This window comes from Blautia sp. ZXY-1-B12 (assembly GCF_056339915.1).
In genome coordinates this window covers 1-15,447 of the sequence record NZ_JBWJVP010000042.1, presented here as the reverse complement: position 1 = coordinate 15,447, position 15,447 = coordinate 1, and the positions used below count along the sequence as shown (strand labels likewise).

The 15,447-nt window shown below is 43.1% G+C and carries 12 protein-coding genes, 2 pseudogenes and 1 other annotated feature; of the genes and pseudogenes, 6 read left to right on the top strand and 8 right to left on the bottom strand.

Translation table 11 applies throughout. The features are described 5' to 3' along the window. The first annotated feature begins 260 nt into the window (after nt 1-260). Nucleotides 261-529, top strand: a binding site (T-box leader). Between the two features lie 553 nt (nt 530-1,082). Both ilvB and ilvN (AC075L_RS03355) read left to right on the top strand, forming a co-directional pair. Continuing rightward, nucleotides 1,083-2,802 (top strand): annotated as a pseudogene (gene ilvB / locus AC075L_RS03360) (biosynthetic-type acetolactate synthase large subunit). 17 nt (nt 2,803-2,819) lie between these two features. Then, nucleotides 2,820-3,329: an acetolactate synthase small subunit gene (gene ilvN, locus AC075L_RS03355; RefSeq protein ID WP_022381366.1), complete on the top strand. Its 510-nt coding sequence runs from the start codon at nt 2,820-2,822 to the stop codon at nt 3,327-3,329. Between the two features lie 68 nt (nt 3,330-3,397). Here the strand turns inward: ilvN (AC075L_RS03355) and AC075L_RS03350 are convergent, their stop codons facing one another. After that, the gene (locus AC075L_RS03350) at nt 3,398-4,654 is read right to left on the bottom strand and encodes a DNA polymerase Y family protein (RefSeq protein WP_055153337.1); all 1,257 of its coding nucleotides are present in this window, start codon (nt 4,652-4,654) and stop codon (nt 3,398-3,400) included. 762 nt (nt 4,655-5,416) lie between these two features. On the opposite strand from AC075L_RS03350, the gene AC075L_RS03345 reads away from it, so the two are divergent. The 4 genes and pseudogenes from AC075L_RS03345 to AC075L_RS03330 all read left to right on the top strand — a co-directional run bounded on the left by AC075L_RS03345 (nt 5,417) and on the right by AC075L_RS03330 (nt 8,773). After that, nucleotides 5,417-6,130 (top strand): phosphatase, encoded by a 714-nt coding sequence (locus AC075L_RS03345; RefSeq protein ID WP_055153339.1) that lies wholly within the window; start codon nt 5,417-5,419, stop codon nt 6,128-6,130. Nucleotides 6,131-6,289: 159 nt separating this feature from the next. Then, nucleotides 6,290-6,691, top strand: a pseudogene (gene ilvN, locus AC075L_RS03340) (acetolactate synthase small subunit); the annotation flags it as partial. 374 nt (nt 6,692-7,065) lie between these two features. Then, nucleotides 7,066-7,701, top strand: coding sequence for an ECF transporter S component (locus AC075L_RS03335; RefSeq protein ID WP_055153341.1), 636 nt, complete (start codon nt 7,066-7,068; stop codon nt 7,699-7,701). Between the two features lie 106 nt (nt 7,702-7,807). Beyond that, the gene (locus AC075L_RS03330) at nt 7,808-8,773 is read left to right on the top strand and encodes a P1 family peptidase (protein WP_118617275.1); all 966 of its coding nucleotides are present in this window, start codon (nt 7,808-7,810) and stop codon (nt 8,771-8,773) included. Between the two features lie 71 nt (nt 8,774-8,844). Here AC075L_RS03330 and AC075L_RS03325 read toward each other — a convergent pair whose 3' ends face one another. From AC075L_RS03325 to malQ, 7 genes are all read right to left on the bottom strand, one after another. Continuing rightward, nucleotides 8,845-8,997: a hypothetical protein gene (locus tag AC075L_RS03325; protein WP_008706810.1), complete on the bottom strand. Its 153-nt coding sequence runs from the start codon at nt 8,995-8,997 to the stop codon at nt 8,845-8,847. A gap of 188 nt (nt 8,998-9,185) precedes the next feature. Continuing rightward, nucleotides 9,186-10,370, bottom strand: a complete 1,185-nt coding sequence (locus tag AC075L_RS03320) for an MFS transporter (RefSeq protein WP_055153347.1) — start codon at nt 10,368-10,370, stop codon at nt 9,186-9,188. Between the two features lie 313 nt (nt 10,371-10,683). Beyond that, nucleotides 10,684-11,448, bottom strand: coding sequence for a tRNA threonylcarbamoyladenosine dehydratase (locus AC075L_RS03315; protein WP_055052637.1), 765 nt, complete (start codon nt 11,446-11,448; stop codon nt 10,684-10,686). Beyond that, nucleotides 11,442-11,630: a hypothetical protein gene (locus AC075L_RS03310; protein ID WP_055059860.1), complete on the bottom strand. Its 189-nt coding sequence runs from the start codon at nt 11,628-11,630 to the stop codon at nt 11,442-11,444. Before AC075L_RS03310 ends, AC075L_RS03315 begins: the two co-directional genes overlap by 7 nt. 11 nt (nt 11,631-11,641) lie before the next feature. Continuing rightward, nucleotides 11,642-13,060, bottom strand: a complete 1,419-nt coding sequence (gene pyk / locus AC075L_RS03305; RefSeq protein ID WP_025577602.1) for a pyruvate kinase — start codon at nt 13,058-13,060, stop codon at nt 11,642-11,644. A 253-nt stretch (nt 13,061-13,313) separates the two neighbouring features. Further along, nucleotides 13,314-13,844: a DUF3877 family protein gene (locus AC075L_RS03300; RefSeq protein WP_055058100.1), complete on the bottom strand. Its 531-nt coding sequence runs from the start codon at nt 13,842-13,844 to the stop codon at nt 13,314-13,316. Between the two features lie 331 nt (nt 13,845-14,175). Beyond that, a partial coding sequence (malQ, locus tag AC075L_RS03295; RefSeq protein WP_476387135.1) for a 4-alpha-glucanotransferase occupies nt 14,176-15,447 on the bottom strand: 1,272 nt, incomplete at its 5' end.

Below are 15,447 nucleotides of genomic sequence, written 5' to 3'. Positions count from 1 at the left end.
CCACATTATTCGATAAATAATCCATATGTCCCCTCCTTCCAAACAACTGTATTATTTATTTTTTATATCAGCAATATAGAAATCTGTCAATTACATTACTGTTCACTCCGTTCTCAGTAACGTAGCCAAAATTCATTCAGGAACATAAATTTTATAGCAATTATCCAAAACCCGGTTGACAATTTCCTCTCTATAAATGTATAATGTAACCCAAGAAAACATTTGTCCACCCTATTCGGACAATGAATACCTCATATCAGCCAAATGCCATGACAGGGAGGAGTACACAACTCCGGGAAGCACAGAGAGAAAGCGGTCGGTGCGAGCTTTCGTGAACGAATTGTGGAAGTAGCCCCCGAGCAGTGAACCAAACCGTATATCCCGTCTGATCCACAAGACCTGAACGGACATGCCAAGTAGGCTTCAACGTCAGTTCCACGTTACAGGAACACAGTATATCAGTACTGACAAAGTGCAGAGCCAGACTCTGAATACAGGTGGTACCGCGGAAAACATTTTCGCCCTGGGCAAACAAGCCCAGGGCGTTTTTTACTATATTTATATATCAGGGTCAAAAAGTCGTTCGTGCTTGCTTTAATCTGTCACATCAAACCCGCCACCCCACACTCGGCAGAATCAGCGCAGCGCCATTCTGCCCCCTGTATTGGCCAACACACAGCTCGGAAATTTATTTGTTTTCGGGTGCATTTGCAGGAGTCGTAGTAACTCTTAGTGCCTGGAAATCTGCGTTGTTCAGAAAAATCTCACTGTCTGAGCCGCATCTGCGGCGAGTTTGAGATTTTTCTGAACGGTTTTAGCAGATTTTCAGACACTTAGAGTTCCTAGTACATCGTTTTCGAAATAACTATACCACTCACTTGTCTGCGAATCCGATTGCACAGGTCTAAAAGCCTCAGCGTAGCCCGCTACGCCTGCGTTTTTATACCAGCACACTCGAATCCGCATCCTACGCGATTGGTATAATTATTTACGAAACGATGTACTAGACTCCGAAACCGCACCCGAAAACAAATAAATTTCTGAGCGTCCTATCCACATACACAAAGGAGGTTTACCCAAATATGAAACAAATATCCGGCAACAAACTCTTAGTCAAAGCCTTAAAAGAAGAAGGCGTAGAATACCTCTTCGGCTACCCCGGAGCCTGTACCATCGACATCAGTGATGAACTCTACAAACAGGACGATGTCAAAATCATCCTCCCCCGTCACGAACAGGCCCTTGTCCACGAAGCCGACGCCTACGCCAGAACCACCGGCAAAGTCGGCGTATGTCTGGTAACCAGCGGTCCCGGAGCAACCAACCTTGTAACAGGACTTGCAACCGCCAACTATGACAGCGTACCTCTTGTATGCTTCACCGGCCAGGTAGCCCGCCACCTCATCGGCAACGATGCATTCCAGGAGGTAGACATCGTAGGAATCACCAGAAGCATCACCAAATACGGCGTTACTGTCCGCAGACGTGAAGACCTTGGCAGAATTATCAAAGAAGCCTTCTACATTGCCCGCACCGGCCGTCCGGGACCTGTCCTTATCGACCTTCCAAAGGACGTAATGGCAGAACTCGGCAGCGCTGAATATCCTAAAAATGTAAATATCCGCGGATACAAGCCCAACACAGATGTCCATATCGGCCAGCTCAAACGTGCCATCAAACTTTTAAATAAAGCAAAACGTCCCTTATTCCTGGCAGGCGGCGGTGTAGTAATCTCCCGCGCCCATGAAATTTTCCGGGAAGTAGTGGAAAAGACAAAAGTACCGGTTGTCACAACCGTAATGGGAAAAGGCTCTATCCCCACAGACCATCCACTCTATATCGGAAACCTTGGCATGCATGGTGCCTATGCAGCAAATATGGCAGTCAGCAACTGCGATGTGCTGTTCTCCATCGGAACCAGATTCAATGACAGAATCACCGGAAAACTTCATGAATTTGCACCACATGCCCAGATTATCCACATTGATATTGATACAGCATCCATTTCCCGAAACATTCAGGTAGATATCCCCATTGTTGCTGATGCAAAAGAGGCTATCACCAAAATGAACGAATACGTCCAGGAATGTTCAACGGACAAGTGGCTTAACCTGATCAAAAACTGGAAAGAAGAGCATCCGCTTAAAATGCGTCCAAATGATCTTTTAAGTCCGATGGATATCCTGAAAGAGATCAACGAACAATTTGAGAACAGTATTATCGTAACAGATGTAGGACAGCATCAGATGCTTGTCTCCCAGTATGCGGAAATCACAGAGGGCAAACAGATGATCATGTCCGGTGGTCTGGGAACAATGGGCTATGGTCTTCCAGGCGGCATCGGAGCCAAAATCGGAAATCCCGACAGACCTGTCATCGTTATCTCCGGTGACGGCGGTGTGCAGATGAACATTCAGGAGCTTGCAACTGCAGATTCTGGAGGAGCTTCCGGTTATCCTGTGTATCTTTAACAATGAGTATCTTGGAATGGTACGCCAGTGGCAGAAGCTTTTCTACGGCAAACGCTATGCTATGACCAATCTGCGCGCAGGAGCACTTTCCCGCCGCACTGAAGGCATGGAATATCCACAGTACACACCGGATTTCATCAGACTTGCAGAGAGCTACAGGGCAAAAGGAATCCGTGTCACAAAAAAAGAGGAAATTGCAGCAGCCTTCGAGGAAGCAAAAAAGAACACAAAGGCACCTACAGTAATTGAATTCATCATTGACCCTGAGGAAATGGTTTATCCTATGATCAAACCAGGCGGAACTCTGGAAGATATGATTATGGACTGTTGATCAGGAGGAAAATTATTATGGATAAAGGAATGAAAAAAAGATGGATTTCTCTCTATGTTGAGAACCAGGTAGGTGTTCTGTCCAAAATCTCCGGACTTTTCTCCGGAAAAAGCTACAATCTGGACAGTCTTACTGTAGGAACCACCGAGGACCCCACAGTATCTCGAATGACGATCGCAACTGTCAGTGATGATGAAACTTTTGAGCAGATCAAAAAACAGTTGAACCGTATGATCGAGGTTATTAAGGTTATTGATTTCACAGACGTATTTGTCCGCATGAAAGAGATTCTGTATATTAAGGTTTTTAACTGTTCCAAAGAAGATAAGGTTGAACTGTTTCAGATTGCCGAAACCTTCAAGGCAAAGGTCATTGACTATGGCAAAGACAGCCTGCTCCTGGAATTTGTCCAGACAGCAACCAAGAATGACGCAGTAGTGAAACTGATCAAGGAAGAATTTCACAGAATTGAAGTGGTACGTGGAGGAAGTGTAGGAATCGAATCTATCAGTATGATGGAACGATAAAACTTTTTCTGAAATTTTTATAAAGGGAGGATTGTCGCATTGTTCTTAATGCTCAGTCCTCCCTTTACTTACGGTTCTTCCATCTTTTCGTTTTTCATCTGTGCTTTCGCTTTTCGCCCAATCCGTGCATTGCTGTTCATAATACTGGCACGGGTGATCTTATCATTTCCAAATTTCATCCGGATCTCATCCATAGCTGCATCCAGCTTTCTGTGGCGTTCTTTATTTTCTGTATCTTCAAACAGAGACATCTGTTCATAAGTGCCATCTGTAAGGCCTGTCAGTGCCACACCAATCAGACGTAGCGGCTGTCCTTTCCAGAACTCTTTAAAAAGTCTTGTAGCATTTATATAAATTTCATCTGTAAGATCTGTAGCATTTTCCAGCTTTGTCTGGTGTGAACGGTTTCTGAAATCCAAAGTACGGAAAGTCACGGAAATACAGTTGCATTTCTTATCTTTTCTGCGCATTCTGGTTGCCAGAACATCACACTGCTCCAAAAGTATGGGAAACACCTGCTCTATGGAAGTAATATCATCGTTAAAAGTAGTTTCCACGCTGAAACCTTTTGCCTCATCAGGCACTGCTTTTACAGGGGAATCATCGATACCTCTGGCATATTGCCATAGCTGATGTCCCGTTTTTTCCCCAAGCCAGTACTGCACATTGGATGCTCTTTCTCTTGCCAGATCACCGATGGTACGGATTCCCTGATTCAGAAGCTTCTGCTCGGAAGCTTTTCCCAGAAACAGCAGATTACGGATAGGAAGAGGCCACATTTTCTCCGGGATTTCATCCGGGAACAGAGTGTGTACTCTGTCCGGCTTTTGAAAATCTGATGCCATCTTTGCCAAAAGCTTATTGGTAGAAATTCCTACATTTACTGTGAATCCCAGCTCTCTGTGAATCTTGTCTTTCAGCTCATGAGCAGCAGCTACAGGGTCAGGATAGATCAGAGAAGTACCTGTCATATCCAGAAATACCTCATCAATGGAAAAAGATTCCATCACAGGTGCAAAGGAAGCACAGATTGCTTTAAATGCCCGGGAACATTTATCGTATAATTCAAAATCACTGGGAACGATCACCAAATTGGGACATTTCCGAAGAGCCATAGCTACTGGCTCGCCGGTCTGGATCCCGTATTTTTTTGCAGGGATAGATTTGGCAACCACGATACCTGTCCGTTTCTTTGGATCTCCTCCTACACAGGAAGGAATTTCTCTGAGATCCGGTAGCCCCTGGCTCACCCTTCTGGCTGATTCCCAGGAAAGAAATGCACTGTTGACATCAATATGAAAAATTAATCGTTCCGTACTTTTCACTGTTCTTCCTCCAATATATGAATTGCGCTCTTCATATCTGATGATTTCATTTTACCCTGATCTGCTCTCCAGGGTAAGAACCTCGTTTGTCCAAAAAAGTGTCTTTATTTGCATCATCTTGTCTGAGCTGTTACTGTATTTATATTTGTTTGATTTCACTCTGCTATCAGAGTTTTGAACAACAACGCCGCACTTGCCATACGGCAGTGCGGCGTCTGTATTTCGCTACCGGTCACATTGTTCCCGGTAACTTTTTTTACTTAATTCTGAGGATTCATTTCCTCTCGATATATACTTATCGATTAGTCATAAAGATTAGGAGCAATTTCTTCGCTGTCCATATTTGTGGAATCATACCAGTATCCAGTTCAGCCTCCAGCCATTCATAAGAGAATTCCGGGAATGGCTGATGTTTGAAATTTTTCCATGTTACTCCTTTCTCATGAAGTAACTGTCTACACATAAGCAAACAGTGCCATCGCTGTCATTGATCAGCAATAAGCCCCCGTGTTTTCATATAGTTCCATTATACCTTCTCATTTTCCCGAAGTCAACATAATTTAACATGTATCAGCCGTTTATTTGTGTTGCTTTTTATTTGATTTTTGTTGTATTTCAGTTGTTTTTATTTTGTTTCCTCATTGACATTTAAATCCTCATCTGTCATACTTGAATATAACGAATGTACCATCAAACAGCAGCTTTGCATCTTCCGTAAGGCTCTTATCATATATAGAAACCGCTCTGGAAAGGAGACAAACAATGTATCTTTCTGACATCCACACACATTCTATCGCCAGCGGTCACGGAACCACCTGTACCATCTCTGACATGGCAAAAGCAGCCAGCAAAAAAGGACTGAAACTCCTTGGGATTTCTGACCACGGCCCGGGAACTCTGGCTTCCGGAACTTCTTCTTATTTCAGAAGCCTTCCTTTTTATCCCAGAAAAAGATTCGGCATAGATATTCTTTACGGAGTTGAACTAAACATCCTGGACAGTGCAGGACATACAGATCTGTCAGATGAACTGCTGAACAACCTGGATTACGCTATCATCAGTATGCATCGGCAGAACTACCGTTCAGGCTCTGTATCTCAGAATACAGAAGCTTACATCAATGCAATAAAACATCCTGCTGTAAAAATACTCGGCCACTGCGACGATACACATTTCCCTGTAGATTATGAAACGCTGGCAAGAGCAGCTTTACGGGAAAATGTTATTTTTGAAATAAACGAAGCTTCCCTCGCACCCGGAGGATATCGGGGAGACACAAGAGCCAATGCAGCCAGAATCCTGTATCTCTGTCAGAAATATCAGCTTCCTGTTATTTTGTCCAGCGACAGCCACGGAAAAGAACATGTTGGAGATTTCACCTATGCCGAAGAATTCGTTCACCAGCTCATGTTTCCGGAAACTCTTATCTTTAACAACCAGCTTCCCAAATTAAAAGTTTTCCTTCAGACACGTTAAAAGAATGTTCCTCAAAGGGACATTCTTTTATTTTATGCATTGTTTTTTGCATTGTGTTATTTTGTTTATTTTCTATAATTTCTTGTCAAAAAAGACGACATTTTAGTACATTTTAATTAACAAAACTCACTTAACCATTTACATATCTCGTGATAGATCAGTCTTACTGTAGGAACCACCGAGGATCCTACAGTATCCCGAATGACTATCGCAACAGTCAGCGATGATGAAACCTTTGAACAGATCAAAAAACAGTTGAACCGTATGATCGAGGTTATTAAGGTTATTGATTTCACAGACGTATTTGTCCGCATGAAAGAGATTCTGTATATTAAGGTTTTTAACTGTTCCAAAGAAGATAAGGTTGAACTGTTTCAGATTGCAGAAACCTTCAAGGCAAAAGTCATTGACTATGGCAAAGACAGTCTGCTTCTGGAATTTGTCCAGACAGCCACCAAGAATGATGCAGTTGTTAAACTGATCAAGGAAGAATTCCACAGAATTGAAGTGGTACGCGGTGGAAGCGTTGGAATTGAATCCATCAGCATGATGGAACGCTAAATCTCATAATCAATATTTTTTACAGGATATAGAAACACCTCTATATCCTGTATTTATTTTCAAACATACTATAAAATATTGCAGTTTTTAATCAAATGTGTTATTGTTTACGGGAGCGTTATTCGAAAGAAAATGCATCTGATTTCCACATCTGACAGTCTGGTGGATAAAGTCATCCACTTCACAGTCTGGTTAAATTTGTGAGGCGACCTGTAAGGCGTCTACACACCGGAAACTTTTACCGGAAGATATTTCTTGTTTCATATCTTTTGTTCTGATGTATATTTTTCATAACGCCTGATCCCCATACTCTAAACTGTCTGAAAAGCAGGGGACGCATTGCGCCGTTTTATCAGACCAAAAGGAGAATTCATATGAACACAACAACAACTACTACAACAGCTGCCGCAAAAAGAAGCAGCACTCTTTACATGGTAGAGCTGGCTATGATGATTGCCATTATTCTGCTCATGTCCTTTACCCCGCTGGGCTACCTTCGTACTCCCGGCTTATCCATCACTCTTCTCACCATCCCGGTAGCTGTAGGAGCTATCATCCTCGGACCGAAAGGTGGTGCTGTATGCGGACTTGCTTTCGGTGCAACCAGCTTCTATATGGCTGTCACAGGAAGTTCAGCTTTCGCTGCCGCACTTTTTAACATTAATCCATTTGGCACTTTTATTGTATGTATCGTGGCACGTGTGCTGGAAGGATGGATCACAGGACTTATTTTCGCAGCATTATATAAATCACCGGCGAAGAAATTTTCCTATTACGTTGCTTCACTGGCATGCCCGTTACTGAATACTTTCTTCTTCATGGGCTTTTTATGTCTCTTCTTCTACAACACAGATTACATTCAAGGTATTGTTTCCAGTCTTGGAGTAAGCAATCCTGTTGTCTTCGTTGCTGCTTTTGTGGGCGTTCAGGGACTGATCGAAGCGGGCTTCTGCTTTGTAGTGGGAAGCATCATTTCCAAGGCACTTTCTGTGGCGCTGAAACGTGCATAATCTTTAAAAGAACAGCCTTTTAATTCTGCTGTTCCGGAAGGTTCACTAAAAATCCCTGACTACATTGTCACTGTAGTCAGGTTTTTTTTATCAAAAGGAGATTTTTATGTCATTACTAAAAGAGATTTCTATTACAGAGCTTTCAAATTTACGCATCGGCCATACTTCTGACCATGATGCGAAGACCGGTGTAACTGTTCTTTATTTTCCAAATGGAGCAAAAGCAGGCTGCGATATAAGCGGAGGCGGTCCTGCTTCCAGAGAAACTCCTCTCACCTCTCCTGTCACTGCCGACAATCCTATCAACGCCATTGTCTTGTCCGGAGGTTCTGCCTATGGACTGGCTGCTGCTGACGGTGTAATGAACTATCTGGAATCACAAAATATCGGTTATAACACCGGTGCAGCACTGGTTCCCCTTGTATGCCAGTCCTGTATCTATGACCTCTCTTACGGAGATCCTAAAATACGTCCAACTGCAAAAATGGGCGAAGAAGCCTGCCGTCAGGCATTTGCAGGAACAGATACCAGAACCGGAAATATCGGTGCAGGTACCGGTGCAACTGTGGGAAAACTTTACGGTATGAAACAATCCATGAAGTCAGGTCTTGGTATTGCCGCTGTATCAGTGGGAAATTTCCAGATGGCCGCAATTGTCGTTGTCAATGCACTGGGAGATATCTTTAGTCCACAAAATGGTCAGAAAATCGCAGGGCTGAAAACGCCTGACAGAAGCGGGTTTCTGGATAGTGTCCACGAATTATACCGCTTTATGACACCTCATGACCAGTTTACCGGCAATACCACCATCGGGGCTGTGATCACCAATGGGGCATTTTCAAAGGCTGAACTGAATAAAATTGCCTCTATGACCCGCTGTGCCTATGCCAGATGCATCAATCCTGTAGCAACTATGGCTGACGGCGATTCCATCTATGCTGCCAGCATTGGCGATGTTTCTGTAGATATCAATATGGCAGGAACTCTCGCCGCAGAAGTCATGGCTCAGGCTATCCAAAATGCCATCCATACTTCCCGGATCCAGGATGAAGAATTTTTGAAATATGTATAACAGTCCGCTATAAAAGCGCAGAGAAAAAGTATCATCTCTGCGCTTTTATTCTTCCTGTCTGTCTTCATTTTTCATCTGTGCTCTGGTTTTTCTCCAAGCCAGAGCTGTACATTTGCTTCCCGTTCCCTTGCCAGATCACCAATAGTACGGATTCCCTGATTCAGAAGCTTCTGCTCGGAGGCTTTTCCCAGAAATAACAGGTTACGGACAGGAAGTGGCCACATTTTCTCCGGTATTTCGTCCGGGAACAGCGTGTGTACTCTGTCCGTTTCTTTGGATCTCCTCCCACACAGGAGGGAATCTCCCTGAGATCCGGCAGCCCCTGGCTTACCCTTCTGGCTGACTCCCAGGAAAGAAATGCGCTGTTTACATCAATATGAAAAATTAATCGTTCCATACTTTTTAATATATCTCAATCATATTTTTGCAGACTTCCAATCATCTTAATCCCCATTATCATCAACACAGGGAAAATCAGTGCCGCAAAGATTCCAAGTTTCAGATTATCATTCAGGGCTCCTGAAATCATCCCCACATAGGTTGGTCCGGATGAGCATCCCACATCTCCAGCAAGGGCAAGGAGGGCAAACAAGGCTGTTCCGCCACGCTTTACTGAGGCAGCCGCCATGCTGAAGGTTCCCGGCCACATAATACCTACAGACAGACCGCAAACCGCACATCCAAGGATTCCCAACGCAGGTACCGGGATAAATGCGATCATCAGATAGGAAACCATGCACAGAACTGCACTGTATTGCATAAAGCGTTCCAGATTGATTTTATCTCCAAATTTCCCATAAAATGCCCTTGAACTTCCCATAAGAATTGCAAACGCCATGGGACCTGCCAGATCTCCGATAGTTTTATTGATTCCAAAGCTTTTCTCAGCCAGAGTAGAAGCCCACTGGCTTACCGCCTGCTCACTGGCTCCTGCACAGAGCATCATTAACATCAGAACCCAGAAGATTTTTTTCTTAAAAAGCTCTCCCATAGTCAGCCCCTTTTCACCCTCATCCAGCAGTGGAGCAATGGGAACTCTGGTAAAAAGGATTCCATTTGCAATGGGAATCAATGCCCACACCAGCGCCATATATTTCCAGTTTGCAATCCCGAAAATACGAAAGAATAATGTAGAAAGAAGTACCACTCCCACATGTCCCCAACAGTAAAAGGAATGAAGGAGACTCATTGCTTTTTCCTTATTATCTGTAGGGCAGGCTTCCACCACAGGACTTACCAACACCTCCAGCAATCCGCCTCCGATGGCATAGATCATAACTGCAATGAGAAGTCCCACAAACGGATCTCCCAGGCACTCCGGCAATACTGTGAGCAAAATCAGACCTGCAGCCGCCATTGCATGTGCCAGGATCATAGATGCACGATAACCTATTCTGTCCACAAATCCAATCGATGCCAGATCTACCAGCAACTGGATCCCGAAATTAAATGTAACCAGAAGTGTGATCTTCTGCAGCGAAATCCCGTAACTGCCCTGAAATGTCAGAAACAGCAGAGGAACGAAATTGTTCACAATGGCCTGCACTACATATCCGATAAAACAGGCCTGCACTGTTCTGTTGTAATTTGTTTTCATCCGATGTTATATCCTCCAATCTGAAATTTATTAAGCTGACATCATTCAGACATTGATCCACCAAACTTCTATATCTCCACAGTTCTAATAGATTTCTATCCGTCAATAATGACAGTGTATCACAGATTCTCTCCTTTTTCTTTCATTATCTTTTGAAAATCCCATAAATTTTTATATTATTTTGACTTTTTCCCTATAACAATTCCATAAAATCCAAAAAGTAATACCCCCATCCGATTCCAAATATTTCCCGCAAAAAAAGATGTGTACCATACCATTTCTGACACCATACACATCTCAAAATAAACACTTCTTATCTTCTGTACTCCGCAGTCAGGTCTTTAATAACCTCTCCTGCAATAATCAGCCCGGCGACAGACGGCACAAAGGCCACACTCCCCGGAATATCTCTGCGCTCCGTACACTTATGCGCAGCACCCGGAGGACAAATACAATGCGACCTGCAGCTGATCGCCATATCTTCAATTGGTCTGATCGGCTGTTCCTCTGAATAAACAACCTTCAGTTTCTTCACACCACGCTTCTTCAGCTCTCTACGCATAACCTTCGCCAGCGGACACACCTTCGTCTTATAGATATCCGCCACCCGAAACGCACTGGCATCCAGCTTATTTCCGGCACCCATACTGCTGATAACAGGAGTCCCTGCCTCCTTTGCACGCATGATCAGTTCAATCTTCGCAGTCACTGTGTCCACAGCATCTACCACATAATCATACTCACTAAAATCGAAATCAGCAGCATTCTCCGGAAGATAAAAACAGTTATGGATTCTCACATCTGCTTTCGGATTAATGTCCAGGATCCTGTCCCGCATCACCTCTGTTTTATATTGACCAACAGTTTTCCTGGTGGCAATAATCTGTCTGTTAAGATTCGTCAGGCATACTTTGTCATCATCGATCAGATCAAAGGCCCCTACGCCGCTTCTGACCAATGCTTCACATACATAACCTCCAACTCCTCCGATTCCAAATACTGCCACACGGGCATTCTCCAGTTTATCCATCGCTTCTTTTCCAAGAAGAAGCTCAGTTCTCGAAAATTGATTCAGCATAATCTCTCCACTTTATCCTGTCCCACTACATTCTCTACCTGCTGTTCCTCTACTGCCTCGTCTCTTATCTGCATATTCTTATTTCCCGTGACATACGCAGCCCTGCATGCCAGGATCAGAAGCACGATAAACAGAAACCAGAGCCAGATTTTTCTTTTATTTTTTATGACTAACCGTTTCATAACCTGCTCCACTATTCTACTGTGCAGACGCGGATCAGGTTTGTTCTTCCCGGAATTCCAAGCGGTACACCACCGGCAAATACAATAGTGTCGCCAACTTTTACAAGTTTATGCTTCTGTGCTGCTTCGATTGCTCTCAGGCAAAGGATCTCAGAACTGTATTCTTCTTTGATCAGCATCGGGTAAACACCCCAGGACAGATTCAGCTGGCGAAGAACTCTCTCAGAGCTTGTACATGCACCGATCAGACATCCTGGTCTGTGTTTGGACATCATATGAGCTGTACTTCCGGATTTTGTCACTGCAAGGATTGCACTGGCCTTCAAGTCGATTGCGGTCAGACAGGTTGCATGTGCGATTGCATTTGTAATATCCGGATTCTCATTTCTGTCTGTTTTCTTAAAGATTGTATTGTAATCAATATTCTGCTCCATATGTTCTGCAATACGGCTCATCATCTGAAGTGCCTGTACCGGATATTTACCGGCTGCGGTTTCTCCTGAAAGCATAGTTGCACTTGTTCCCTGAAAAATCGCATTGGCAACGTCTGTAGCCTCTGCACGGGTTGGTCTCGGATGAGAGATCATGGAGTCAAGCATCTGTGTTGCTGTAATAACCGGTTTTCCTGCTGTGTAAACTTTCTGGATGATTTTCTGCTGGATAACAGGTACATATTCCGGCGGGATCTCAACACCCATGTCACCTCTGGCGATCATGATGCCATCTGCTGCTTCAATAATCTCGTCGATATTGTCAACGCCCTGCTGGTTCTCAATCTTTGCAATGATCTGAATCTCTTCACCGCCGTTTTCTTTCAGGATTTTTCTTACTTCGCGGATATCGTTTGCAGTACGTGTAAAAGATGCTGCAACGAAATCAAATCCTTCCTGGATACCGAAGAGAAGATCATCATGGTCTTTTTTACTGATGAATGGCATCTTCAGGTTTGCACCCGGAACATTGACACCCTTCTTGTCGCCAATCACACCTGCATTAATAACCTTGCAGACAATGTCCTTTCCTGAGATGTCCTGAACCTCCAGGTCTACAAGTCCATCATCAACCAGAATATGTCCGCCCGGCTGCACATCCTTATAAAGCTCTTTATAAGTAATGCTTACGCACTCATTAGTTCCTTCAATATCTTTATTTGTAAATGTAAATATCTGTCCTTCTTCCAGAGAAACCTTGCCATCCTTGAAGCATCCAAGTCTGATCTCCGGTCCCTTTGTATCAAGAAGTGCTGCAACAGGTCTGTCATATTTCTTGCGAAGCTCTCTCAGTTTCTGGATACGACCTCTCTGCTCATCGTGAGGTCCATGTGAGAAGTTGAAACGTGCTACGTCCATTCCCTCTCTCACAAGCTGCTCCATAACATCGCCCTTATCAGTAGACGGTCCCATTGTACAGATAATTTTGGTTTTTCTCATTTAATCTTTCCCTCCAAACTGTCAACTCAATTTTATCTATTTTATTCCTGTAAAATAATGTAATAAAATGTTACCTGTTTCTATAAATGAAAACATTAAATCAAATAAAAATTACCATTATTGAGACTATCTGTCAATATAGAATTTCGACTTATTTTTGTTGATATTTGACAAAAAAATAACATACTTTTGTTGCAAATGTCACATATATTTTTGCCGATCCGACAGTTGGAAAATTTTTCACTCATTCTTATCAGAATCCAAAATCTGCATAGTCTTCCGGCAGAAATCTGTGGTAAATGATATGGCATCCTTCATCTTTAAAACAATAATAATAAGGATCTGATCCATCATCAAAGCGGATCATCACATCAAACTCCTCGTTATCCATTGGTTCAGTAATGATTTTATCTGAATAAGAATGGAACAGTTCTTTAATTTCCTCTATCGTACATCCATGTCTGCCAACCAGTTCGATCAATGCCTTGATAAATTCATTCTCTTTCATATTATTATGTACATATTCGGAAGCTTTTTCCGAAACAGTGAAGCAGAAACGATCTCCTCTGTGTGATACTGCTACTTCACCAAATTTCTCTTCTATATAAGAAGGAAAATCTTTTAAAATCTCCATCATGCCTGCAGCATCTGTCTCACCGCCAAAGAAATGATTCAGGGAACTGAGCGGATAATAAAGGCTGATCTTCTCTTTCATATATCCAAGCTTCGCCTGTTCCTCTTTGATCACATCGATCAGACTGGTTTCTAATCTGTTATAGTTCATTTATTTTCCCTCCTGAAACTCTGTTCTTTTGCTTTTTCTGGTTAATATTTTATCAGACATTGCCTGAAAATCAATGCATTTCTTTTTCAATTGTACGCCTGTCAAAACAATTTCAATGTTTTCTTTTTCATACAAAAATAAAGACCTTGCGAAACTGTCCTTTTTTTCTCCCTCTGACAAATCACTCTGGCTGAATGAAACAAAGCAGCCAAAACCATCCCCTTCGTTGCTTTTTTAACCAAATAACTGCTTGATTCGGTTAAAAAAACAGCGTTCCGAATATTATTTATATCCGAAACGCTGTCATTATTCCAGTTATTTCATTATGTATTTAATCCCAGTTCTTACGTCCGTAACGAAGTGTCACATCATAGATTTCCTTCTGGAGTTTCTTTGTAAGATCTCTCTTCTTGATTCTCCACTTCCAGTTCGTACCAACTGTAGATGGTTTATTCATTCGGAATCTGTTGTCCAGTCCCATATAGTCCTGCATTGGGATAACGCAGACACGCGCAGCACTGCGCATGATCAGACTGATGAAACATTTATACAGTTCTTCTTCCGGTGTTGCATGATCACACAGATAATCTCTCGCCAGTTTTCTCTCAGCTGCTGTGATGCTCTTCCACCATCCCACGATAGTTTCATTATCATGGGTTCCTGTATATGCCACGCAGTTCTCCGGATAGTTATGTGGCAGATAATCACTGGCACATCCGGAATCTCTGGAGTCAAACGCAAATTCCAGAACCTTCATTCCCGGGAAGCCGCTCTCATATACCAGATGACGTACGGAATCTGTCATATATCCCAAGTCCTCTGCAATAACCTGCTTCCATCCAAGCGCCTGTTCGATCTTACGGAACAGATCAATTCCGGGACCCTTTTCCCAGTGTCCGCCTCTTGCATCTTTATCTCCGTATGGAATAGAGAAATATTCATCAAATCCACGGAAATGATCGATTCGCACAACATCATACAGTCTGAAGCAATAACTCATTCTGGAAATCCACCACTGATATCCTGTATTTCTGTGATAATCCCAGCGATATAACGGATTTCCCCATAACTGACCGGTTGCAGAAAATCCATCCGGAGGGCATCCTGCTACTGCCAGTGGTACATTATCCTGATCCAGCTGGAACAGCTCCGGATGCGCCCATGCATCAGCACTGTCCATTGCAACATAAATCGGAATATCTCCAATGATCTGGATTCCTTTTGAATTTGCATAGGATTTCAGTTTCATCCACTGCTCATAGAACTTAAACTGCATATACTGCTGGAATTCAATATCAAAATAGAGTTCTTCACGATAATAATCCATGGCATTGTTCCAGCGGAGTCTGATATCCTCAGCCCATTTGGTCCATTCTACACCTTCGAAACGGTCTTTTACTGCCATAAACAGAGCATAATCTGACAGCCACCAGCTGTTCTCTGCTACGAATTTCTGATAGTCAGGATTCTTGCTGATATCACTGTTCTCGTATGCTTTTCTCAGAAGAGGATAACGGCCTTTGTAGATTTTTTCATAATCTACCTCATCAGGCTTCTTTCCCCAGTTAACTTTCTCGCAGTCTTTCTTATCAAGAACTCCTTC